Source organism: Nocardioides sp. JQ2195 (assembly GCF_012272695.1).
In the GTDB taxonomy this organism is placed as follows: Bacteria; Actinomycetota; Actinomycetes; order Propionibacteriales; family Nocardioidaceae; genus Nocardioides.
The window spans coordinates 1,522,634-1,545,617 of sequence record NZ_CP050902.1; the positions used below are offsets into that span (position 1 = coordinate 1,522,634).

At 69.9% G+C, this 22,984-nt stretch carries 16 protein-coding genes; 7 read left to right on the plus strand and 9 right to left on the minus strand.

The features are described 5' to 3' along the window. The first annotated feature begins 122 nt into the window (after nt 1–122). Nucleotides 123–2,069 (plus strand): sodium:proton antiporter, encoded by a 1,947-nt coding sequence (locus ncot_RS07275; protein ID WP_206065198.1) that lies wholly within the window; start codon nt 123–125, stop codon nt 2,067–2,069. Between the two features lie 36 nt (nt 2,070–2,105). On the opposite strand, the gene ncot_RS07280 is transcribed toward ncot_RS07275, so the two are convergent. Beyond that, nucleotides 2,106–4,241: an aryl-sulfate sulfotransferase gene (locus ncot_RS07280; protein ID WP_168617006.1), complete on the minus strand. Its 2,136-nt coding sequence runs from the start codon at nt 4,239–4,241 to the stop codon at nt 2,106–2,108. Nucleotides 4,242–4,363: 122 nt separating this feature from the next. Continuing rightward, the gene (locus tag ncot_RS07285; RefSeq protein WP_168617007.1) at nt 4,364–6,205 is read right to left on the minus strand and encodes an ABC transporter ATP-binding protein; all 1,842 of its coding nucleotides are present in this window, start codon (nt 6,203–6,205) and stop codon (nt 4,364–4,366) included. Nucleotides 6,206–6,288: 83 nt separating this feature from the next. Here ncot_RS07285 and ncot_RS07290 point away from each other — a divergent pair, with 83 nt between their 5' ends. After that, nucleotides 6,289–6,699: a MarR family transcriptional regulator gene (locus tag ncot_RS07290; protein ID WP_168617008.1), complete on the plus strand. Its 411-nt coding sequence runs from the start codon at nt 6,289–6,291 to the stop codon at nt 6,697–6,699. A gap of 75 nt (nt 6,700–6,774) precedes the next feature. Further along, a complete protein-coding gene (gene coaE / locus ncot_RS07295; RefSeq protein ID WP_168617009.1) occupies nt 6,775–7,359 on the plus strand; it encodes a dephospho-CoA kinase in 585 nt (194 codons plus the stop codon). Nucleotides 7,360–7,380: 21 nt separating this feature from the next. On the opposite strand, the gene ncot_RS07300 is transcribed toward coaE, so the two are convergent. The 3 genes from ncot_RS07300 to ncot_RS07310 form a co-directional block, all read right to left on the minus strand. Continuing rightward, complete coding sequence (locus ncot_RS07300) at nt 7,381–8,328, minus strand: sigma-70 family RNA polymerase sigma factor (protein WP_168617010.1); 948 nt, start codon at nt 8,326–8,328, stop codon at nt 7,381–7,383. 226 nt (nt 8,329–8,554) lie between these two features. Next, a complete protein-coding gene (locus tag ncot_RS07305; protein ID WP_168617011.1) occupies nt 8,555–10,714 on the minus strand; it encodes a S9 family peptidase in 2,160 nt (719 codons plus the stop codon). Nucleotides 10,715–10,768: 54 nt separating this feature from the next. Then, on the minus strand, nt 10,769–12,070 hold the full coding sequence (locus tag ncot_RS07310; protein ID WP_168617012.1) for a DNA polymerase IV: 1,302 nt from the start codon (nt 12,068–12,070) through the stop codon (nt 10,769–10,771). Between the two features lie 136 nt (nt 12,071–12,206). Between ncot_RS07310 and ncot_RS07315 the strand changes: the two genes are divergently transcribed. Together ncot_RS07315 and ncot_RS07320 are read left to right on the plus strand one after the other, a co-directional pair. Next, nucleotides 12,207–13,205, plus strand: a complete 999-nt coding sequence (locus tag ncot_RS07315; protein ID WP_168617013.1) for a DUF4192 domain-containing protein — start codon at nt 12,207–12,209, stop codon at nt 13,203–13,205. A gap of 77 nt (nt 13,206–13,282) precedes the next feature. Next, nucleotides 13,283–14,752, plus strand: a complete 1,470-nt coding sequence (locus ncot_RS07320) for a glutamate-cysteine ligase family protein (RefSeq protein ID WP_168617014.1) — start codon at nt 13,283–13,285, stop codon at nt 14,750–14,752. Between the two features lie 7 nt (nt 14,753–14,759). On the opposite strand, the gene ncot_RS07325 is transcribed toward ncot_RS07320, so the two are convergent. The 4 genes from ncot_RS07325 to ncot_RS07340 all read right to left on the minus strand — a co-directional run bounded on the left by ncot_RS07325 (nt 14,760) and on the right by ncot_RS07340 (nt 17,966). Further along, nucleotides 14,760–15,212 (minus strand): hypothetical protein, encoded by a 453-nt coding sequence (locus ncot_RS07325; protein ID WP_168617015.1) that lies wholly within the window; start codon nt 15,210–15,212, stop codon nt 14,760–14,762. 72 nt (nt 15,213–15,284) lie between these two features. Then, nucleotides 15,285–15,809, minus strand: a complete 525-nt coding sequence (locus ncot_RS07330; protein WP_168617016.1) for a hypothetical protein — start codon at nt 15,807–15,809, stop codon at nt 15,285–15,287. 152 nt (nt 15,810–15,961) lie between these two features. Beyond that, nucleotides 15,962–17,224, minus strand: a complete 1,263-nt coding sequence (locus ncot_RS07335; protein ID WP_168617017.1) for a CapA family protein — start codon at nt 17,222–17,224, stop codon at nt 15,962–15,964. 7 nt (nt 17,225–17,231) lie between these two features. Next, nucleotides 17,232–17,966 carry a hypothetical protein gene (locus tag ncot_RS07340; protein WP_168617018.1) on the minus strand — a complete coding sequence of 245 codons (735 nt, stop codon included), beginning with the start codon at nt 17,964–17,966 and terminating at the stop codon, nt 17,232–17,234. 135 nt (nt 17,967–18,101) lie between these two features. Between ncot_RS07340 and ncot_RS07345 the strand changes: the two genes are divergently transcribed. After that, nucleotides 18,102–22,328, plus strand: a complete 4,227-nt coding sequence (locus ncot_RS07345; protein WP_168617019.1) for a BTAD domain-containing putative transcriptional regulator — start codon at nt 18,102–18,104, stop codon at nt 22,326–22,328. A 32-nt stretch (nt 22,329–22,360) separates the two neighbouring features. Continuing rightward, nucleotides 22,361–22,933 (plus strand): HhH-GPD-type base excision DNA repair protein, encoded by a 573-nt coding sequence (locus tag ncot_RS07350; protein ID WP_168617020.1) that lies wholly within the window; start codon nt 22,361–22,363, stop codon nt 22,931–22,933. The last annotated feature ends 51 nt before the right edge of the window (nt 22,934–22,984 follow it).

Sequence of the window (22,984 nt, forward strand, 5' to 3'; positions counted from 1 at the left end):
GGGGGAGGACCTCGAGGAAGTGGTACTCCTCCGGGCGCCTGGGTGCCATGTGTTCATCCTCGCAGGGTGATCAGGTGCCTCGCGTGCGCGCCCGGGAACTGGATTGAGGCAAGGTGTTCCCCGTGACTGACACCTGGGACTCGTTCTTGACGACCATCGGCAGCCTCTCGCCCGCGTCGTACCTGGCGCTGGTCGTCGTGCTCGCCGTGGCAGCCCAGTGGGCGGCCTGGCAGATCAAGCTGCCCTCGATCCTGCTGCTGCTGCTGACCGGCTTCGGCCTGGGCCGGCTCGTGAGCCCCGAGACGGTGCTCGGCCGGGACGTGCTGTTCGGCGGCGTCACCCTGGCCGTCGGCATCATCTTGTTCGAGGGAGCGCTGTCGTTGCGGCTCAAGCACGTCCAGGACCTCGGAAGGCCCGTGATCCGGCTCTGTTCGGTGACCGTGGTGGTGGCCTGGGCGCTGATCACGGCTGCGGCACTCCTGATCGGTTTCGACGTCGAGGTGGCCCTGTTGGTCGGGGCGATCCTGGTCGTCACGGGCCCGACCGTGATCAGCCCGATCCTGCGCTCACTGCGACCGACGCGGCGGGTGTCGTCGCTGTTGCGCTGGGAGGGGATCGTGGTCGACCCGATCGGTGCCGTGCTTGCGGTGCTGGTCTTCCAGGGCGTGCTGGCCGGCGGTGGCGGTGACGCCGTGCCCCAGCTGCTCGGCACCCTGCTGAAGACACTGTTGATCGCCTTCGGCATTGCGCTGGCGCTGGGGTGGGTCCTCGAGCGGCTGATGCGGCGTCACGCGATCCCTGACTTCCTGCACGGCGTGACCTTCCTCGGCGCGGCCATCGGATCCCTGGTGGTCTCCGACGCGCTGCAGCCGGAGAGCGGCCTGTTGACCGTGACCGTGCTCGGTGTCTATCTCGGCAACCGCCCGGACCTGCACCTCGAGCACATTGCGGCGTTCAAGGAGAACCTGCAGATCCTCTTCGTGGGAGCGCTGTTCATCGTGCTCGCCGGCCGGATCAGCCCGCAGCAGGTGGTCGACGTCGCCCCCCAGGCGCTGATCTTCCTGGCCCTGCTGGTCGTGGTGGTGCGTCCGCTGAGCGTCACGCTCGGGTTGATCGGGACCAAGGTCACCCGCGACGAGAGGAAGCTGCTCGCGTTCATGGCTCCGCGTGGCATCGTGGCGGCAGCGGTGACCAGCATCTTCGCGCTCGAGTTCGCACACTCGGCCGAGCTGGCGCACGCGGAGGCGGAGCGGGCGAGCGGCGCTCGCGCGGACGATCTGCTGGCCCGCTCGCACGACCTGGCCAGCCTGGCTGACCAGGCCAGCGACATGGTGCCCCTGGTGTTCATCGTCATCGTCTGCACGGTGGCGATCTACGGGCTCGGCGTCGGACGCCTCGCGGAGCGCCTGGGCCTGGCCAGCACGTCGCCCCAGGGGATCATCTTCGTCGGTGGGCAGCAGTGGGTCGTCGACGCAGCGAAGATCCTCGAGGAGTCGAAGGTAAGCACGATCATGGTGTCCCGCGAGTTCTCCAAGCTGCACAGGGCGCGGATGGCGGGGTTGACCACCGAGACTGCGAACATCCTGAGCGACTACGCGGTCAAGGACATGGACCTGGCGGGCATCGGGAGCCTGATCGCGTGCACGGATGGCGACGACGTGAACGCCACCGCCGCACGCGAGTTCGCCCATGTCCTGGGTCGTGCCAACGTCTACCAGCTCCGGCGTACTGATGAGGAGGACCGGACCAAGGACCAGCGACGCAAGGCGGCCTCCCACCTCACGGCCCGGTCCGTCTTCCAACCGCCACGCTCCCACGAGGAGATGGACGAGCTGGTGGCCAGTGGCATGACCGTCAAGCGGACCCGGCTGACCAAGGAGTTCACGCTCGACGACTTCCGGGGCAGGTACGGCGAGGAGACCGTGCTCATGTTCGCGTTGAAGGACGGCGAGGTGCACGTGCTGAGCGAGGAGTCCAAGGTTGCCCAAGTGGGGGTGAGCATCGTGGCTCTGGTCCGTGAGACCGACGGGCCGGCGAGGGAGCAGCCACAGCCGACACCGAGTCCTTGACGTGGCTGCCGGTACGAGCGCCGTGCCGGTGCCGCTCTACCTGGCCCTGGCGCGGAGCGCCACCGCGTCCTTGGGACGTCCGCCGGGCGAAGCGGCCGTGATCGTGAATCGCTTGAGGTCTCCGTTGCGTGCCGTGGCCGTGCGGGTCACCTTGAGCTTCAGGACCCAGTGCTCCCCGGGACGGACGGCCGGGGTGCGGAACGTCCCCGCGACGACCCTGCGGGTGACGGACCTGCCCTGAGCGAGGTACCTCATCCGGAACGTGCGGCTTCCCCGGGTGCCCTTGATCGAGAAGCGTTCGGTGACGTTGCCGTCGTTGCCGATCCGAACACGCACGATCCGGGAGCGCTTCGACTTCGTGATCTTGTAGGTCACGATCTGGTCCGGCTTCGACGGACCGTAGATGTCGCCGCCGGCGAACCGCTTGGAGCCCGACCTGCGGATGGTGGCGTCGGGGCGGTGGAGCACACCGACGGTGTAGGCCTTGGTGAGGGTGACGCTGTTCCCCGCTGCGTCGGTCGCGGACACGGAGACGGTGTGGTCGCCGGGTGTGGACGTGTCGAGCCGGTCGGCCGCCATGCCCGTGGTGGTGCACGACTGGAGGCTCGAGCCGCCGCGGTCGGTGCACGAGTAGGCCGGCCGCACGACCTCGTCGCGGTCGTACACCGCCCCGTCCGCCACGGGGAGGGTGACCTCCGGCGCGACGTGGTCCTCGACCCGGGTGCGATCGGCCCGGTAGGTGAACTGGCGCTGCTCGGACGGGCTCGGATCCTTCAGCTCCCAGGCGATCTCTCCGTCCGGGTTGATCTCGCTCACCACGGCGTCCCTGGAGGAAGCCCATCCGACGAGGGTGTTGCCGTTCGGGAGCCGCTCGGCAGAGCCGGCGAAGATGGCGAAGCGATCGACGTCGGTGTACTCCCAGACCAGGTGGGCCTCTCCGCTCACCGGGTCGATCGAGTACTCCGTGATCCGGGTGGGGAGCCGCGGGATCGTTGCTCCGGTGCGATCGGCCGGGTTGATGCACAGGGGGTGCGCGCCGTTCCAGCTCCACGAGCCGTTGTCGAACATCAGCAGGTTCCCGTTGTCGAGCTCGCTCGCGGTGTGCTGTGCACAGGGGCCGCCGTGCGGGTCGTCCGGGAAGGTGAAGTCACTGAACCGGCCGCCGAAGCGCCACACGATGTCTCCCTCGGCGAAGGCGCCGTGCGGGTGCCGCGCGATCTTGAGGACCGAGCTGAAGTGACGGAAGGAGGCGAGGATGTCGCCGTCGTCCATGATCTGGATCGAGTTGATGTGCGCGTAGTCGGGATTGCCCTCCGCGATGACGGTCTCGGTGACCGGGTCCAGGTGGTCCTGGGCGCTCCACTCGAAGAGAACAGCCCCCGAGGCATCGACGTGCTGGATCACGGCATCAGTCAGTCCGGTCTCCTCGTTGGGCTCGTAGGCCACGAAGTAGCGGCTCCCGTCGCCCAACAGGATCGAGTCGTGGCCATCGGTGTTGGTCAACCCGGTGGTCTCGTAGGAGTCCTGCGCGGCCAAGTCGTCGCCCAGCGTCACGACAGCACTTCCGTCACGATCCGGACCCGCGCCGGAGTGCCGCGACACGGACAGCTGGCCGTTCGGCTGGCGCTTGAAGTCCATGGATGAGGTGCTCTCCTCGTGCACCGTTGCGGGCACGCCGTGGGCATCCACGGCCACCTCGTAGAACGGCGTGCTGCCGCTCCACAGGCCGAGCGTGAGCAGGGTGTGCTCCTGTGGGCCGGTCTGCTCGCCGGTGCTCGTCAACGCGTGGAGGCCGGCCGGAAGGTAGATCGCCGAGTAGGCGGTCGTGCCCGTGGAGTCGCTGATGATCACCGACACCTCGTCGCTGGGCTCCAGTCCACTGACGCTGCGCTCGCCGTCCGGTGCGATGCGACCGTTGATGAGGACGGTTCCTGCTGCATCCGTCGTGCTCGCCGCCACGTGCACGGTGCCGGTGCTGGCATCCGTGGTGGTGATCCCGTAGCGCTTGGTGCTCGGCGTGAACGCCGGGTACGTCGCCACGCCGGTGCCGGAGATCGTGAGCGAGTGCGTGGGTGCATCTGCAGCCGCGGGGGAGGTGGAGGCTGCGGAGGCCGCGGGGTTCGCGACCGCTGCCGTCGGAAGCAGCAGCAGGGCCACGAGGAGGAGCTTCATGGGAGCACCGTAGGACGCTCCCGGTCCTGTGTCCGCGGAATCGTCGATGCCGTCCGCCCCGGCGCTGCAGTCCCCCAGATCCGGAGAGGCGCCGCACCTGGGACCGGGACCCGTGGCGCGGGTCAGGCGGCCACGGGGGGTACCGCTGGGGCGCCGCGCACCAGGGCGGCGTACCGTCCGCCGGCCAGCAGCAGCTCGTCATGGGTGCCGAGCTCGACCACGCGACCCCGGTCGAGGACGGCGATCTGGTCGGCATCGCGGATCGTCGAGAGCCGGTGCGCGATGGTGATGGTGGTGCGTCCGCGGCTCACCTCGTCGAGGGCGACCTGGACGGCCCGCTCGGTCTCGTTGTCGAGCGCGCTGGTTGCTTCGTCGAGCACGAGGACGCGCGGGTCGCGCAGCAGCGTGCGGGCGATCGCGAGACGTTGCTTCTCGCCGCCGGAGAACCGGTGTCCCCGTGCGCCGACGACCGTGTCGTAGCCCTGTGGCAGGTCGGCGATCACGTGGTGGATGCGGGCAGCCCGGCAGGCCTCCTCCATCTGCTCGTCGGTGGCATCGGGCTGGGCGTGCAGCAGGTTCTCCTTCACGGAAGCGTGCAGGAGGTAGGTCTCCTGGGTGACCACGCCGACGACCTCGGCCAGGTCGTCCAGTCGCAGGTCACGGAGATCGGTGCCGTCGATGGTGACGCGACCAGTGGTGGGGTCGTGCAGGCGTGCCACGAGTGACGCGAGCGTGCTCTTGCCGCTGCCGGTCTCCCCGACCAGTGCCAGCGTGGTGCCAGCAGGAACGTGCAGGTCGATGCCGTCGAGCACTGGCCCCGAGTCGTCGTACGAGAACCCGACCTGGGAGAAGTGCACGTCGCCGCGGACGTCGTACGCCGTGAGGTCGGCCGGTTGCGCGGGGTCGTCGATCTCGACGGGCAGGTCCTGGTACTCGAAGATCCGGCTGAACAGCGCGAGGGAGGCGGTGATGTCGACACCGACGTTGAGCAGGGCCATCAACGGGCGGAACAGGGTCCCCTGCAGGGCGGTGAAGGCGACCAGGGTGCCGATCGTCATGCCACCCGAGGTGGCCGGGAGCCCGGCAGCGAGGTAGATCACTGCGGGGATGGTCGCGAAGATGACGCTCATCGTGGCCATCCTCCAACGGCCGGCCAGGCGGGAGCGGATCTCGAGGCCGACCAGGTCGGTGGAGGTCTCCTCGAACCGACGCGTCATCGCGGGGGCCGCACCGAGTGTCTTGCTGAGCAGCACGCCGCTGACGGAGAGGCCCTCCTCGACCTGCACGTGGAGATCGGCCAGGCGGCGTTGCCGCTGCGCGGTGATGGTGTGGCGCATCTTCGCGACCTGGCGGGTCAGCCAGACCGCCGGTGGCAGCACGACGAGGGAGAGCAGGGCGAGGCGCCAGCTCAGGGCCGCCATGGCGGCCGCGGTGCCGATGACCACGGTGACGTTGGCGGCGATGGAGGTCGCCGTCGAGGTGACCACCGACTGCATGCCGCTGATGTCGTGGGTCAGCCGTGACTGGACCTCGCCGCCACGGGTGCGCGTGAAGAACCCCACCGACTGGCGCTGGAGATGGGCGAAGAGCTCGGTGCGCAGCCGGTGCATGACCTGCTGGCCGACCGCGGTCGACATCCACGTCTGGACGACGCCGATCGCCGCGCTGGTCACCGCGACCGCGATCATCCCGCCGACGAGCCACAGCAGCAGCTGCAGGTCCTGGCGGGGGAGTGCCACATCGATGGCGTGACGCACGAGGAACGGTTGGGCCAGACCGACCAGCGAGCTGGCCATGATCAGGGCCACGATGACGACGAGCCGGCCACGGTGGGGAGTGAAGAGCCGGGCGACGCGGCCGAGCGAGACGGGGGAGTGCTCGAGCTGGCGGCGGTCGGCCGGGTCGGGGCGGGTGGCGCGGCCACCCCTTCCGCGAGGCGAGTCGGAGAGTGTGGGGGTATCCATGTGGTGCCCCTTCCTGTGGGGTCAATTCATATGATGAGGGTACCTCACTATGAGGGATGGCTTCAATCCTCTAGGCTGTGACCATGGCTGACGACACCGGTGACCTCCTCCAGGCGGTGGCGCGTGCACTGCGTCGTCGATACGGCGCGGCGATGGCCGAGTGGGACATCGCCCCCGGGCAGGCTCGCGCCCTGCGCCTGGTCCACGAGCTCGAAGGTCCGAGGTTGTCCGTCATTGCGGAGAGACTCCGGATGGCGCCGCGCTCGGCGACGGAGGTGATCGACGCGTTGGAGTCGCGGGGCCTGGCGCAACGGACTCCCGACCCCACCGATCGTCGGGCCACGTGTGTGACGGTGACCGATGCCGGAGTGCTGATGTGTGCCCGCATCGACGAGGCCCGGGCGGTCGCGGCCGACGAGTTCCTCGGTGGCCTGACCGCACGTGACCGCGAGGAGCTCGACCGGATCCTCCGTCTGCTGGTCGACACCCGGTAGTCACGAGGACCGGCTCTCCGGCGGACCACTAGGGTGAACAGCCGAGAGCATCACCCGCGTGGGAAGGTTCCTGGCATGAAGGTCGGGCTGACCGGAGGCATAGCCTCGGGCAAGAGCACGGTGTCCGCACTGCTGGCCGAGCAGGGCGCGATGATCATCGACGCCGACGCGCTCGCGCGCGAGGTGGTCGCGAAGGGGACGCCGGGGCTGGCGGCGGTCGTCGCGGAGTTCGGGGACACCCTGCTCACGGCGGACGGCGACCTCGACCGTCCTGCCATGGGCGCCCTGGTCTTCAACGACGAACCGGCACGGCGACGACTCGAGGCGATCATCCACCCGTTGGTCTTCGAGCGCACCGTCGAGCTCGAGGCTGCAGCCGGGCCGGACGACGTGGTGGTGCACGACATCCCCCTGCTCGCCGAGAGCGGTCGCGCGGACACCTTCGACGCCGTGCTGGTGGTGCACGTCCCCGAAGACGTGCAGGTCGAGCGGATGGTGCGCGACCGAGGCTGGACCGAGGCGGAGGCCAGGTCCCGGATCGCGGCCCAGGCCTCGCCGCAGGAGCGGCTGGCGATCGCCACGCACGTCATCGACAACACCGGAACGCACGAGGACCTCCGCCATCGGGTGGCAGAGGTCCTCGCGGAGCTGGTCGGCTGAAGGTCAGCGCCCGGTCGTGGGTCAGGCGGCGAGATCGGGGTCGGCGAAGGTGCGCAGCTTCTGCAACGCCTCGCGCTCGAGCTGACGCACCCGCTCGGCGGAGATGCCGTGCTTGGAGCCGATGTCGGCCAGCTTGTGCTGGCGGCCGTCCACGAGCCCGTAGCGGCTCCGGATGATGTCGGCGGCACGCTCGTCGAGCTGACCCACCAACGCGTTGAGCCGGTCGCGGCTCTCGGTGTCGAGCACCTCGAGGTCCGGGCTGGGGGTGGTCTCCTGGGCCATCAGGTCACCGAGCGAGGTGTCGCCGTCCTCGTCGACCGGGGTGTCGAGGCTGACGTGGTCCCGACCCCAACGGATCAGGTCGAGGACACGGTCGAGGCTCATGTCGAGCTCGGTGGCGATCTCCTCGGGCTCCGGGTCGCGGCCGAGCTGGCGCTCCAGGGTGCGGCGGGCGCTGCCGACCTGGTTGAGCTCCTCGACGACGTGCACCGGGAGGCGTACGACGCGTGCCTGCTGGGCGATGCCGCGGGTGATCGCCTGGCGGACCCACCACGTCGCATAGGTGGAGAACTTGTAGCCCTTGGCGTAGTCGAACTTCTCGACCGCACGGATCAGGCCGGTGTTGCCCTCCTGGATCAGGTCGAGCATGGGCATCTGGGCGCGGCCGTACTTGCGAGCGATGGAGACGACCAGCCGCAGGTTGGCGTTGATGAAGGTCCGGACCGCCTTGCGCCCCTCCTCCGCGAGCCACTCGAGCTCTTCCTCGTTGGCACTCTTGGGGGCGCCGCCCTTGCGTCGACCGACCCGGCCCTCGGCGAGCAGGTGCTCGGCCATCAGGCCGGCCTCGATCGTCTTGGAGAGCTCGACCTCGGTTGCCGCGTCGAGCAGCGGGTTGCGCGCGATCTCGTCGAGGTAGAGCCCGACGCTGTCGCGGCCCTCGATCTCACGCATTGCAGTCCTGCTGGCCATCACACGCCCTCCTTCGTCGGTGGTGCCGCTGGGAGTCAGCCCCACACATCTGTTCCAACAAGCCCCGGGCCGGGGAGATTCCCGCCGGGGCGGGCTGCTCGGGGTTACATACAGATAGACGTGCGGGAGGTACCCGAAGTTGCCTGATCCAGCACTTCTCAGGGACTTCTCAGGGGAACGGGGAACCTCACAGGAACCACGTGCCACTCCCTCGGCGTGCGACGGGTCAGCGAGTGTCGGCGCCCCCTGCGAGGTGCATCCGGTCCAGGATCCAGGCCAGCGTGAACGCTCGGTCGGTCCACGCCTTGTAGCGGCCCGAGACGCCACCGTGGCCGGCCGACATCTCAGTGCGCAGCAGGAAGTCCCCGCGCTCGCTCCCCGGGTCGGTCGTGCACCCGGTCGCGGTGGCCCGCAGCCTGGCCACCCACTTGGCCGCCTCGACGTAGAGCACACGGGTGTCGTTGAGGGAGGTCTCGACCAGGATCGGCGGATAGGCCTGCGCCGCCACGTTGTCGTAGGGCGCGTAGGAGCGCATGTAGTCGTAGACGTCCGGATCCGCCTCGGGGTTGCCCCACTCGTCGTACTCCACGACGGTCAGCGGAAGGCTGGCGTCGAGCATGGAGGTCAGCGCGTCGACGAACGGCACCTCGGCCACGAGGCCGGCGAAGAGCTCCGGTGCCTGGTTGGCGACGGCCCCGATCAGGAGTCCTCCGGCGCTGCCCCCCTCGGCCACCAGGCGGTCGGCACCGGTCCACCCGTCGTCGATCAGGTGTCGAGCGCAGGCGATGAAGTCGCCGAAGGTGTTCTGCTTGTGCATCAGCTTGCCGTTGTCGTACCACGCGCGACCCATCTCGCCGCCCCCGCGCACGTGCGCGATCGCGAAGCCGGCACCGCGCTCGAGCATGCAGAGCCGGGCGATCGAGAAGTAGGGGTCGATCGACATCTCGTAGGCGCCGTACCCGTAGAGCAGGATCGGCACCGACCCGTCACGCGGAGCACCCGCCGGCAGGACCAGGGAGATCGGCACGTCGGCGCCGTCATCGGCCTTCGCCCAGAGCCGGTGCTCCTCGTAGGCCGCGGGGTCGTAGTTGCCCTGCACCGGCGCCTGCTTGAGGAGGCTCAGCTCGCGGGTGCGCACGTCGTAGTTGTAGATCGACGAGGGCGTCGCCATGGTGGTGTAGCCGACGCGTACGACGGGCTGGTGGAACTCCGGGTTGCCCCCGGAACCGATGGTGTAGACCTCGTCCTCGAAGCTGACCTGGTAGTCGTCGGCAACGCCCGCCTCGTCGAGCTCGAGGATGCGCAGCTGGGTGAGGCCGGCACTGCGCTGGTGCACGACGAGGTGCTCGGCGAACGCGTCGACGTCCTCGATGCGGGTGGCTGCGTCGTGGGGGATCAGCGGTCGCCACTGGTCCCGCGACGTGGGCGTCACCGGAGCCGTGGCCAGCTCGAAGTTCGGTCCGTTCCCGTTGTGGTGCACCAGGAAGACGTCCTCCCCGGCGATCACGGCATGCTCGAGGCCGTACTCCACGTCTTCCTCGCGTGGGCAGTAGACCTCGAACCGGCCGTCGGGAACGGTGGTGTCGAGGACCCGGAACTCGGAGGTGTTCTTGGCCCCGGAGACAATCATCAGGAACCGGTCGGTGCGCGACCTGCCGACGCCGACCCAGAAGCGACCGTCGGTCTCGTGGAAGATCAGCTCGTCGTCCGCCTGGGACGTGCCGAGCCGGTGCTTCCAGATCTTGTCGGCGCGCCAGCTCTCGTCGACGGTGCTGTAGTAGAACGACTCTCCCGAGGGGTCCCACGTCGCACCCCCGAGGGTCCCGGTGATCTCGTCCGGCAGCAGGTCGCGGGTGCGCAGGTCGAGCACCCGGATCGTGAAGCGCTCGTCGCCGACCACGTCGACGGCGTAGGCGAGCAGGTGCTCGTCCGGGGTGACCGAGGAGCCACCGAGGGAGAAGAAGTCGTGCCCGGCAGCGAGCTCGTTGAGGTCGAGCAGCACCTCCTCGCCCGGCAGGGCCGGCTGGTCGGTGCTGGCGTGCTCGGCGGGCTTCGGCGGTGTCCAGTCGTCCGGGTCCGTGACCGGGATGCGGCACGAGGCGCCGTACTCCTTGCCCTCGTAGGAGCGGGAGTAGTACCAGTGTCCGCGCATCCGCGACGGCACGGAGAGGTCGGTCTCCAGGGTCCGCGCCTTGATCTCGTCGAAGAGTGACTGGCGCAGGTCGGCGAGATGGGCGGTTCGCTCCTCCGTCCACGCATTCTCGGCCTCGAGGTGGGCGATCACCTCGGGGTTCTCCTTCTCCCGGAGCCACTCGTAGTCATCGACGACCGTGTGGCCGTGGATCGTGTGCTCGGAGGGGACGCGGGCAGCGACGGGGGGTTGCATGGCCGTGACTCTAGCCAGCGACTCCAGTGCCGACTGCCGGGCCCACGGCGTCGCTCACTGCTCCTCGTGGGTGACGACGTGCAGCGCCGGGTCGTCCATGCGGTAGCTGCGGACCGGGCCGGGCGCGGTCTCGGCGGTCTCGAAGCGAACCGTCACCACGCCGCTTCCCGACCCCCACACCCAGCCGGCTCCCATCTCGTCGTGGCGTACGTCGCTGCCCGGGGCCCACGTGCGCTGGCGGGCCGTCGGCACCTCCACCTCGGGCTCCGGTGCGTCGTCAGGTTCAGGGCCGAACAGGTCGTCCTGCACCCAGTCGGCCAGCCCCGAGACTCCGACGCCCAGCAGGCGCACGCCTCCGGAGACGTCGAGGTCGGCGAGCAGCGAGCGCGCGGTGCGGCCGATCACCTGGGCCGAGTCGGTGGGGGAGGCCAGGGTGCTCGAGCGGCTCAACGTCGTGAAATCGTGCAGCCGCACCTTGATGCTGACCGTGCGACCCGACATGCCGTCCTTGCGCAACCGCGCGGCCACGTTGGCACCCTGCCGGGTGAGCAGCCCGTCCATGAGTCGCTTGTCCGTGAGGTCGTCCTCGTAGGTGCCCTCGACACTGACCGACTTGGTCTCGCGCAACGGCTCGACGCTCCGGTCGTCGATCGCCCGGGCGAGGCGCCACAGGTTGTGGCCGTGGGCGTTGCCGACCAGCCGGACGAGCTCCGCCTCGCTGACCGCCTCCAGGTCCGCGACCGTGTGGACGCCGGCTCGGCGCAGCCGCTCGGCGGTGGCCGGCCCGACTCCGGGGATCACGGTCACCTTCATCGGACGGAGCAGGTCCTGCTCGGTGCCGGGGGCGACCACGAACAGGCCGTCGGGCTTCTCGAGGTCGCTGGCCACCTTGGCGATGAACTTCGAGCTGCCGATCCCGACGCTGGCGGTGAGCCCTCCGGTGACCTCGTGCACCCGGCGCCGCAGGTCCTCACCGAACGCGGTGACCGTGGAGACGTCGTACGACGCCAGGTCGCTCGCGGCCAGGTCGACGAACGCCTCGTCGATGGAGAGGGGCTCCACCAGGGGCGATGCCTCACGGAGCACCGCCATGACCTTGGCACTGGTCGCGCGGTAGGCGTGGAAGCGTCCCGACAGGAACGCCGCGTGCGGGCAGCGGGAGCGTGCCTCACGCGTCGACATGGCGGAGTGCACCCCGAAGGCACGAGCTTCGTAGGAGGCGGTGGCCACCACACCGCGGCCGCCGGTGCCGCCGACGATCACCGGCTTGCCGCGCAGGGACGGCTTGTCACGCTGCTCGACGCCGGCGAAGAACGCGTCGAGGTCGATGTGCAGCACCGATGCCTGCGTCCTCATGACTCCGCCTCCATGCCGGGAAACCTACCTGCCGCCGGACCGGTATTCGCGCACGGGACACCCGCCCGCACGCGTCCTGCACAGGGTGCCCATTGGTCCGCGGGTCAGGTGCCGGAACAGGTCGAACCTGTCTGTCATGACGACTCCACAGCACGCTCCGAAGACCCTGAGGGCACGCACCCCCGAAGACCTCCTGGCGATGGTGCCCTACATCCTCGGGTTCCGACCCGACCAGTCACTGGTGATGCTCACCTTCGGGTCCTCCGGGCCGTCGTTCCATGCCCGGGTGGACCTGCCGCGTGACCCGGCCGAGTTCGGTGAGGTGGTGGAGCTGTTGGTCGAGCCGGCGTGCCGACATCGGGTCGAACGGGTGGTGGTCCTCGGCTACAGCGACGATCCCGAGCCGTGCGACGAAGCCCTGGAGCTGATGGCCCTGGCGCTGCTCGCCGAAGGCATCGAGGTGGTCGAGCTGCTGCGCGTCACGGGCAGCAGGTGGTCGTCCCTGATGGATCGGGGCCATCCGTCAGGGCGTCGGCGTGCGGATGCCGGCACCGAGTTCGACGACCGTACCCACCCGTTCACCGTGCAGGGCGTGGTCGAGGGCCGCGTGACGCTCGACTCCCGTGAGGAGCTGGCCGACAGCCTCGTCGGCACCGACTTCGATGCCGTCGAGGCCGTGGCGGCGGCGGTCGAGGCCTGGAGCGCCAGCAGCCCGGACGGTCGGTCCATCGAGGCCCAGTGGGTCCAGGACGTGGTCGCCGGCCATGTGGCCGGCGGCACCACGCCCACGACCAGTGAGATCGGCCGCCTGCTGGTGGCGTGTCGCGACCTCGCGCTGCGGGACGTGGCCTGGGGGCTGATGTCGCGCGAGACGAGTGAGCAGCACGTCGAGCTGTGGCGCGAGGTGCTGCGGCGCACGCCGGCCGAGCTGCAGGCCGCGCCGGCATCGTTGCTGGGGTTCGCCGCGTGGTTGGCCGGGCACGGTGCCCTGGCGTGGTGTGCGGTGGACCGGGCTGTGCTCGCCGATCCCGACTACTCGATGGCCACGCTGCTCGGCGACGCGCTCGACCGGGCAGTGCCCCCGTCGTCCTGGGAGCCGATGACCGATCTCGCGGCCCTGCTCCGAGGACGGTGAGGACCGTGCCGGCACTCGATCGACGCTGGCGGGCCGATTCACGCCGAGGGGGTTGCCGGAGCAACTAGTCTGCTGCAATGGGTGAAGAAGTCGTCGCACAGGAGTTCTCCCGGGCCGACCGCACGCGCCACCGCGAGAAGGTGCGCCGATGCCTCGACGTGTTCGCCAGGATGCTGCGTGAGGCACGCTTCGACACAGACGACCCGATGACCGGGCTCGAGATCGAGCTGAACCTCGTCGACGAGTCGGGCGACCCGGCCCTGAAGAACGCGGAGGCGCTCGCGGAGATCGCTGACCCCGACTTCCAGACGGAGCTCGGGCAGTTCAACGTGGAGATCAACGTGCCGCCGCGCCACCTGCGTGGCGGTGGGCTCACGGCGTACGAGGAGAACCTGCGGGTCAGCCTCAACGACGCCGAGTCGAAGTCGTCGCCGGTCGGCGCCCACATGGTGATGATCGGCATCCTGCCCACGCTCGCCGAGGGGCACATGGGCCCCTCCTCGTTGAGCGGGAACCCGCGCTACCAGCTGCTCAGCGACCAGATCCTGGCCGCGCGCGGTGAAGACATCGTGATCGACATCAATGGTGTCGAGCAGCTCACCACGACCGCGGACTCCATCGTCCCCGAGGCAGCGTGCACCAGCACGCAGCTGCACGTGCAGACCACGCCTGACGAGTTCGCTGCCTATTGGAATGCCTCGCAGGCGATTGCCGCGATGCAGCTCGCGGTCGGCGCCAACTCGCCGTTCCTCCTGGGCAAGGAGCTGTGGCGCGAGACGCGCATCCCCTTGTTCGAGCAGGCCACCGACACCCGCAGCGAAGAGCTGAAGGCCCAGGGCGTGCGGCCCCGCGTGTGGTTCGGTGAGCGGTGGGTGAACTCGGTCTTCGACCTGTTCGAGGAGAACGTTCGCTACTTCCCGGCGTTGCTGCCGGTCACCGAGGACGAAGACCCGCTGGAGGTGCTCGAGGGGGGCGGCACCCCCGAGCTCGCCGAGCTGCGGCTGCACAACGGCACCATCTATCGCTGGAACCGGCCGGTCTACGACATCGCCGGCGGGGTGCCCCACCTCCGGGTGGAGAACCGGTTGCTGGCGGCAGGGCCGACGGTTGTCGACACCATGGCCAACGCCGCGTTCTACTTCGGACTCGTGCGCAGCCTCGCCCTGGCCGAACGACCGTTGTGGTCGCAGATGTCGTTCAGTGCGGCCGAGGAGAACTTCCACGTCGCGGCCCGGATGGGGATCGAGGCCCAGGTCTACTGGCCCGGCGTCGGGCAGGTCTCTGCCGCTGAGCTGGTGCTGCGGCGCCTGCTGCCGATGGCTCGGGAGGGTCTGACTGACTGGGGTTCCTCGCCCGAGGAGATCGACCGCTACCTCGGCATCATCGAGCAGCGGTGCCTGCTCGGGACGAACGGCGCGGAGTGGTTCGCCGGCCGCTTCCGCCGGCATGCGGTCGACCTGGATCGTGCCGAGGCGTTGCGGCACACCCTGGTGGACTATCGGGAGCTGATGCACACCAACGAGCCGGTGCACACCTGGGAGGCCTGAGCCCCCGTCACCGCGCGGACGGCACTGGTGTGCGCACTCGCAACCGGGCCCATGTCGCCCGGTCGTCGCCCAAGGGTTCGTACCAGCCGTTCTTGGTGACCACGACCAGGCCGCGGGGTCGGATCCCGGCCTCGGTGAACACGCGGCTCGCCACCGGCAGCCAGGCCAGATCCAGGTCGTGGGGCTCGGGGAACCCGACCCTGGTCAGCCAGGCAGCCGGACGGTCCTCGACGAGGAGGGCCCGGCTGAGCAGGGCCGCGACGATCTCGCCGGCGAGCCCGACATCGACCGGCTCGGCGTCGGTGGGTCGGATCGCGCCGATCTCGGCGAGTGGCCAGGTGATCGACTCACCGAACAGCGCCCCGACGTGGAGCGTCGGGGCGAACACCCGTTGCCGGGTGGTCCTGCGCAGTCGGTGCACGGCCAGGCGCAGCTCGGCGCGGAGCTCCGGATCCACCATGGCGACCACTGTGCCAAAACTCGGACCGAGCGGGGACGCTGTGTCCACAGGCCACAGCTCGTGGCCGTCCGATCAACGGCGACGGGCCTGTCGCGCGCGGGCCCTGCGCAGCCGGCGGCTCACCGGCCGATGCTGGCCCGCGTTCCTGACGACTGGATTGCGGGACGCCGCACCCAGCAAGTCTCGCTGCGCTGGTCCTCGCACGTCCTTGCGGTAGGCGCTGATGGACGTGGCGATCACCGCCACACTGAGCAGTCCCCCCAGCGCAAGGAGGGCCGCGCCCATGAAGAGGGCCTCGAACTCGTTGCTGATCTCGTCGACGTGGCTGTGCTTCTCCGGCACCCACCAGCCGATCACGTAGGCGGGATTCAACAGCGCCACCAGCCCCCACCCCGCGAGCATGAGCAGGAGTGCGGACATCGCCAGACGCAGGAGGAGCAACCACGCCGCGTTCGAACGCGGCAGGAGCAGGAACACCGGGGCACACGCTCCGGCCAGGGTCAGGACGCTGCAGGTCACGAACACGCCCCACGCGCCCCAGGAGAGGTACATGGCGCAGCCGCCGATCACCAGCAGGACCACGGAAGTGGCAACCACCCGAGGTCGTCGGCCAGGGCGCGTGCGGGGTTCCGCAGAGGTCTCGCTCGGGTTCACGCCTGTTCCACTCCACTGCTCGCTCATCACGGTGCCAGCACGGCAGTGAGCAGCATTCTCCCATCACGCCCACACGGGTGACGGTGCGGCCCGTCTCATCGCGCCCTCGTGGGCAAGCAGCTCGATGCATGCTTCCGCACGAAGGCGCGGACCACGACGTCGCCTTGATGGTCGTCGACCGGGCGCCTCCGACGGATCGGCCACCGGGCCTCGGCGGCGAGCCCGGTACAACTTCTCAGCGCGCGCCAGGCGGCGTTGGCGTGGACACGTGCGGGGCCGGTGAGGGGGAGGGGACGCCCGTCACCGTGGATCCGTGCCGGGGCCCAGGCGTCATCGACCACGTGTCCGTCACGGACGGTCAGCCGGAGGACGCCGGTCTCGGGCTGATGGTCGTGATACCAGAGGAAGTTGCCGAGCCCGTAGTTGACGTACGTCGTGCCGAACCATCCGGAGCCGAGCAGGACATGGGCGTGAGAGCCCACGATCACGTCCGCTCCGGCGTCGGCGAGGGCCCGCGCGGTGATCCGCTGCCGGGAGGTGGGACAGTGCCGGAGCTCCTCACCCCAGTGCATGTAGACGACCACGACGTCGCCGCGCCTCGATGCCTCCCGGACCGCGGTGGTGAGGGCCCGAGGGCGGTCGGCGTGAGCCGCCGCGATGCCAGGCGTCGTGGGGCCTGCCGCCCACACGTTGCTCGAGCCCTCCCGCATCGAGGCGTCGGCCGCGAGGAAGGCGAATGCGGTGCCTCCCACCGAGACCCGGTACGCCGCGAAGGCTGCCCGACGGTTCATCCCGACGCCGACCACGTGGATCGGGCTGCGACGGACGGCGCGCAGGGTGTCGCGCAGCCCGGTGCGTCCGTAGTCGGCGCCGTGGTTGTTGACCATCGAGACCACGTCGACCCCGGCTGCGTCGAGTAGCTCGAGCGCGGCAGGGGATGTCCGGAAGTGGAAACGTCGGCTCGGGTCTTCCAGCTCCTTCGCCGCAGGCGCGCGCCCCGCCTCGGCGATGGCGGACTCGAGATTCACCATCGCGAGGTCGGCCTCGGCGAGGGGCCGCGCGGCAGGTCCGAGCGCTCCACGGGGGTGGTCGAGCAGAGCGGCGAGCTGCAGCTGGAAGTGGAGGTCACCGGCGAAGGCGAGTTCCACGGTGCTGTGTGGTCCCGCCGGTGCACTCGGATCGTCGACCACTGGGCGGTCCTCACCCGGGTCCACCTGCGTCATCGGGCGCAGGGCGGGATGATGCGTGGTCGGGTCCAGCGAGACCGCGGAGGAGACACTGCCGAGCATGCACAGCCCGGCAGCGAGGCCGAGACCGGCCCTCCGTGTGGCGTCGCCGTTCAGCGTGGACAGAGCCATGGCGAGCTCACCGCGGATCGACGAACCGGGTCGAGGTCACCATGCGCGTCATCTCGTCGACCTGGCTTGCCGTCACGTCTCGGGTGGCGACCCACCCGAGGAGCACTCGCTCGCCTTCCACATCGAGAATCCACAGGGCGGCTCGTTCCCCGGTCTCCAACAGGGACCAGCCCGGGAAGATGTCCCAGGCTGCCTCCTGACACTTGTCGACGTCGGGGATCCGGTAGTCGAGGTACAAGCCGTCGTGCCCATCGATCGTCACCGGGGTCGGATCAGAGGTGATGGCCCCACGCTGTGCGACGAGAGCCTGGGCAAGGTCAGCCACTGTCTCACCGGCGTAGCGGATGGTGTCGGTCTTCGGACGCCCCTTCGAACCGCACGGGTCCCCGAGGACGACCTCGGTCGTGAGGTAGCCGATGCCGCGGAACGGTTGACCCGGGGTCTGCTCGCCCGAGATGAACGTCCAGTCGTCGTACCTCGCGAAACCCTCGGGCGCTTGGACGACAGCCAAGTGGTGCACCGAGGTGTAGGCAGTCAGCGCGTACGCGCCGGCCTCGAGGGTGCCCTGCTCGGGAGTGTCCCCGAGGAGGGTCCACGCAGGATCTTCTTCCGTGTCAGTCGGACTCACACGTGACGACGGTTCGTCCGAGCTGGCGGTGGTCGCGTCATCGCTGCAGGCGGTGAGCTGCAGGGAGAGGGCTGCCAACATCGGGAGAAGGCAGCGAGCGGGTTGGCTGATCATGATGGTCTCCTGGGAGTCGCGGATGGTTGCACGACTCCGTTCTGCATCCACCCGGTTCCGGTTCGCCTCCAGAGCGGTATCAGCCGGGTATCAGCCTCGTTGACGGAAGAGACGGACAGGCGGACAGTCGATTGCATGGGTGTCGCCGTGCTGGGTCCGCTCCAGGTCGACGGGCAGGCAGACGGCCTGGCCCCTCGGGACCGGGTCGTGCTGTCGGCTCTGATCGTGCGGGCCCACAGCACGATCTCCACGGAGACGCTCGCCGACGCACTGTGGGGTGAGGAGCTGCCGGTGTCGTGGGCGAAGGTGGTGCAGGGATGCGTGGTGCGACTGCGCAAGCGGCTCGGCAGTGCCGCGATCGAGTCCGCCGGCAACGCCTATCGACTGGTCCTCACCGACGACGAGATGGATCACCGCGTGTTCGCGCGGCTCCTGCAGCAGTCCCGGGACTCACTGGCGGGCGGCGATCCGGCCCGAGCTTCGTTCCTCGCACAGGAGTCGCTCGACCTCTGGCGCGGACCGGCGCTTCCTGACCTCGAGGAATGGTCGTCCGGTCAAGTGGAGGCAATGCGCCTCGAGGGACTGCGGATGGATGCCGAGGAGGTGCTGGTCGAGGCCGGGATCGAGGCCGGCCACGCCCCAGACGTGGTGGACCGAGCCCAGGTGCTGGTCGCGCAGGCCCCGGGTCGGGAGCGGCGGTGGGCCCTGCTGGCCCGTGGGCTGCACCTGTCGGGGCGCGAGCCCGAGGCCCTGGGTGCGATCCGGAGAGCTCGCGCGATGCTGGTCGATGACTTCGGCCTCGACCCGGGCGCCAACCTGGCTGACCTCGAGGCGATGATGCTGCGCCAGGATCCGTGTCTCCTGCCGACTCGGTCGCCGCGAGCCAGTGCGGTCTGTCCCTATCGGGGTCTGCTTCCCTACGACCTCGGTGACGCGGACACCTTCTTCGGGCGGCACGACGACATCTCCGCGTGCTTGCGACGGTTGCGCGACACGGGGGTGCTGACCGTGGTGGGCCCCTCCGGCGTGGGGAAGTCCTCGTTGGTCCGCGCCGGGGTGGTCGCGTCGCTCGTCCGGAGCGGAGCTCCGGTGCTGCTCACCACCCCTGCAGAGCACCCCGTGGACTCGCTCGCCGCACTGAAGCCCCGGGGGCGACAGACCTTGGTGGTCGACCAGGTCGAGCAGGTGGTCACGACGTGCGCCGACCTGGTCGAGCGGGCGCGCTACTTCGAGGCGCTGGCGATGCATGTCGGCGCTGGCGGGGCGCTGGTGCTGGTGGTTCGGGCCGATCACTTGGGCGAGCTGGCGGCGTACCCCGAGATCGCGCGAGTGGTGGAGGAGGGCCTCTACCTGCTCGGTCCGCTCGGGGGCGCCGGCTTGCGCAGCGCGATCGAGGGACCGGCCCATCGATCCGGCCTACGCCTGGAGCCGGGACTTGTCGACCTGCTGGTCCGCGACGTCGAGGGGGAACCGGCCGCGCTTCCGCTGCTCTCGCACGCGTTGCGCGAGACCTGGCAACGGCGCGAGGGACCCACCCTCACGGTGGCGGCCTATCGGGCCAGCGGCGGGATCCGGCAGGCAGTGGCCCAGTCTGCCGAGTCCCTCTATGACTCCATGGACTCCGAGCTGCGCCACCAGATGCGTGGTCTGCTGCTCCGTCTGGTCATGCCCACCGGGGACGGGGATCCGGTCCGCACCCGAGTCCCCCGAGCCAGGGTCGCCGCCGACGCCAGCCACGAACGACTCGTCGAGCTGCTGGTGGCCGCGCGGTTGGTCAGTGTCGACGGGGATGCCGTGCAGATCGCCCACGAGGCATTGGTGCGGGTCTGGCCGCGGCTTCGCGGTTGGCTCGACGACGACCTTGACGGTCATCGCCTGTTCCGGCACGTGGCCGGAGCTGCCGAGGCGTGGGACGCGATGGGAAGGCCCCAGTCGGAGCTCTACCGGGGAATCCGTCTGAGGCGGGCCCGCGAGTGGCATCAGCACGCGGCGCCGGACCTGAACGATGTCGAGAATGCCTTCCTGGATGCGTCCGTCGCACTCTCGGAGGCCGAGGAACGCGCCGCCGAGACCACGGCGGCTCGCGAACGTGGGTCGCGGCGACGGCTGCGGAGTGCCCTGGTCGGGGTGGGCCTCTTCCTCGTGGTCGCAGTGGTCGCCGGCCTTCTCGCCGTGCGCGCCGGGTACCGGGCGGACGAGAACCGGCGCGCCAGCGAGGCTGCGGGCAGGTTGGCCGAGGCCCGACGCGCCGAGGCTCAGGCACTGGGTCTGGAGAACCCGTCCACTGGACTTCTCCTCGCGCTCGAGGCGTTGAGCGTCGACCACTCCGCCCAGGCCCGGGACACGTTGGCCGGGCTGCTGACCGGAGCCGGCCTCGTGGAGAGGGTCCGCGATCTCGACGGCCTCCCGGTGTCCATGGCTGCGAGCCCGGACGGCTCGCTGCTGGCGGTCAGTCTCGCCCCGGATGCACCGGAGCCCGGTGTGCACCTGTTCGACAGCACGACCTTGGAGCCGGTCCGCTTCGCGCAGACCGCTCCCTCGAGCATCATCCGGTTCTCGCCCGACAGCAGCCAGCTCGCGATGGCGGTCAACGAGTGGGTCAGTGAAGGGCCATCGCGGATCGACGAGCAACCCATCCAGCTCTACGACCTCCGCACGGGCACCCTCGTCTCGCACCAGCTGGGCGGGATGGACCCCGCCAGCGGCGTGGAGTACGCCATGGAATACAGCGACGACGGGCGACGACTCGCGGCCGTGGTCCAGCACTACGACGTCAACGCCGGGCACTGGACGGGACGCGGCACGGCCACCGTCTGGGACGTGGCTCACCCCGCTCGCCCGATCTTCGAGCTGAGGGTCCCGGAGTTCGCCAGCGTGGCCCTCACTCCCGACGGTCGCACCCTGTACGTCGCGAGGAACGGGCGGGGGTCGGTGCGCGCCTTCGACGTCGATTCCGGTGCCCTGGCGGCCTCGGCCAAGCACCTGCATCTCACCATTGAGGCTCTTGGCGGTCTCGACGTCAGCCCCGACGGGTCCACGGTGGCCCTGGTCAGCGGTGACCGGATAGTCCGGCTGGACTCGCGGACCCTGCGCATGCGTTCTCCCGAGCTGCACGGGCCCGGCCTGGCCCAAGGTGGCCGCTACTCGCACCACGGGAACCTCCTGGCGACCGCGTCGAGCGACGACAGTGTGGTCGTGTGGGACGTGTCCACGGGCGAGCTGCTGCATCGATTCTCGGTGCCGGGCGGGGTGTGGGGATCGAGCATCGACTGGTCCGCGGACGACCGGACCCTCTTTGCGGCGGGGGAGCACCTGATGAAGTGGCGTCTCGACGGCCCTCCCGGGCTCCTGACCCTCGGGGAGGACACCCCCTCCGTCGCGGGTACCCCCTATGGCCTCTCGCTGGCGGCGCCAGACGGACACACCCTCGCCCGGGTCCGATCGGGACGACTCCGCTTCCTCGACCTCGAGACCGGCCGGGAGACACCACGCGCGGTGCTTCTGCGCGAGATCTGGGAACCGCAGTGGTCTTCCGACTCGCGGTGGTTCCTGACCACGGCCGGCGACGAGCGCCTGCGGATCTGGGATGCGGCGACCGGTCGCCAGGTCGCGGTCAGGCAGTTCCCGAGGGGAGTTGCGCTGCAGGCCGCGTTCAGCGCGGACGGCGACCGGGTCCATGTCGTCGATCGCAGCGGGGAGCTCGCGACGTACGACCGCACGACGCTGCGCCGGGTCGGCGTGCGGATCCGGGTCGGGTCGGGCGTGACCACGATGGGCGTCCGGAACGGCGTCGTCCTCCTCGTGAGGTTCGACGGGTCGTTCGTGCGGGTCCGACCCGAGACCGGGGAGATCCTCGGGAGTGCCCCCGCGGGCACCGTGATCGACCCCGCGGATGCCCCGGGCGACCTGTCGCCCGACGGCTCGCTGCTGGCCGCCCCGGACGGGGATCGGAGGATGAGCCTGCTCGACGTCGAGACCCTCGAGCGGGTCGGTTCCGACGCCGAGTCCGGGCCGCTCGCGGGGGCGGTCGGAGAGGTCGTCTTTGCCCCGGATGGCAGCCAGTTCGCCGTGCTGCAGCCCCAGGGAATCGGGCTCTGGGACGGGCACACCGCGGAGTACCAGGGCACCCTGCCGTTGCCGATGCTGACCACCGATGCATCCATCCGCTACCTGCCCGACAGCTCCGGCGTCCTGATCGCAGCTCGGGACGGACGGACCTGGGCCACCGACACGCGTACGGCCACGTGGCACGAGCGAGCCTGCAACATCGCCGGTCGGAATCTCACCAAGGCGGAGTGGCAGCGGTTCCTCCCCAGTCGGCCGTACCACGTCACCTGCCCGCAGTGGACCGGTGGTTCGTGAGGTCTGCGGCGGGGCGGTGGCAGGATGGGGCCATGGCCATCAACATCACCGGTGACCCGGCTGCCGACAAGGTGCTCTCCGACGATCCGTTCGCGTTGCTCGCGGGCATGCTGCTCGACCAGCAGTACCCGATGGAGCACGCGTTCCGCGGTCCGGCGAAGGTGCTGGACCGCTTCGGCAGTCTCGACCCCGCGAAGATCGCGTCGGCCGACCCGCAGGAGTTCGCCGACCTGTGCGCCACCACTCCGGCCGTGCACCGCTTCCCGGGCTCGATGGCCGGGCGTCTCCAGGCCCTGGCCGCGCTCGTCGTCGAGAAGTACGACGGCGACACGGCGCGCCTGTGGAACGAGGCGGCCACCGGCAAGGAGCTGCTCAAGCGGGTGCAGGAGTGCCCCGGCTTCGGCAGGCAGAAGGCCCAGATCTTCGTGGCGCTGCTGGCCAAGCAGCTCGGCGTACGCCCGGCGGGCTGGGAGGCCGCGGCCGGTGACTACGCGAAGCCGGGGCGCCGCTCCGTGGCGGACGTCGTGGACGAGCAGAGCCTGCAGGAAGTTCGCGACCACAAGAAGCAGATGAAGGCCGCCGCGAAGGCGGCGAAGGCGACCTGATGACGCGCCGTGAGGGCCGAGGCTTGGTTTGCGGCACCGCCGTGGCAGAAT

Excerpts from the sequence above, each read along its gene's own strand:
- ncot_RS07280 (WP_168617006.1), bottom strand. The coding sequence starts at position 4,241 with ATGAAGCTCCTCCTCGTGGCCCTGCTGCTGCTTCCGACGGCAGCGGTC.
- ncot_RS07285 (WP_168617007.1), bottom strand. The coding sequence starts at position 6,205 with ATGGATACCCCCACACTCTCCGACTCGCCTCGCGGAAGGGGTGGCCGC.
- ncot_RS07290 (WP_168617008.1), top strand. The coding sequence starts at position 6,289 with ATGGCTGACGACACCGGTGACCTCCTCCAGGCGGTGGCGCGTGCACTG.
- coaE (WP_168617009.1), top strand. The coding sequence starts at position 6,775 with ATGAAGGTCGGGCTGACCGGAGGCATAGCCTCGGGCAAGAGCACGGTG.
- ncot_RS07300 (WP_168617010.1), bottom strand. The coding sequence starts at position 8,328 with ATGGCCAGCAGGACTGCAATGCGTGAGATCGAGGGCCGCGACAGCGTC.
- ncot_RS07305 (WP_168617011.1), bottom strand. The coding sequence starts at position 10,714 with ATGCAACCCCCCGTCGCTGCCCGCGTCCCCTCCGAGCACACGATCCAC.
- ncot_RS07310 (WP_168617012.1), bottom strand. The coding sequence starts at position 12,070 with ATGAGGACGCAGGCATCGGTGCTGCACATCGACCTCGACGCGTTCTTC.
- ncot_RS07315 (WP_168617013.1), top strand. The coding sequence starts at position 12,207 with ATGACGACTCCACAGCACGCTCCGAAGACCCTGAGGGCACGCACCCCC.
- ncot_RS07320 (WP_168617014.1), top strand. The coding sequence starts at position 13,283 with ATGGGTGAAGAAGTCGTCGCACAGGAGTTCTCCCGGGCCGACCGCACG.
- ncot_RS07325 (WP_168617015.1), bottom strand. The coding sequence starts at position 15,212 with ATGGTGGATCCGGAGCTCCGCGCCGAGCTGCGCCTGGCCGTGCACCGA.
- ncot_RS07335 (WP_168617017.1), bottom strand. The coding sequence starts at position 17,224 with ATGGCTCTGTCCACGCTGAACGGCGACGCCACACGGAGGGCCGGTCTC.
- ncot_RS07340 (WP_168617018.1), bottom strand. The coding sequence starts at position 17,966 with ATGATCAGCCAACCCGCTCGCTGCCTTCTCCCGATGTTGGCAGCCCTC.
- ncot_RS07345 (WP_168617019.1), top strand. The coding sequence starts at position 18,102 with ATGGGTGTCGCCGTGCTGGGTCCGCTCCAGGTCGACGGGCAGGCAGAC.
- ncot_RS07350 (WP_168617020.1), top strand. The coding sequence starts at position 22,361 with ATGGCCATCAACATCACCGGTGACCCGGCTGCCGACAAGGTGCTCTCC.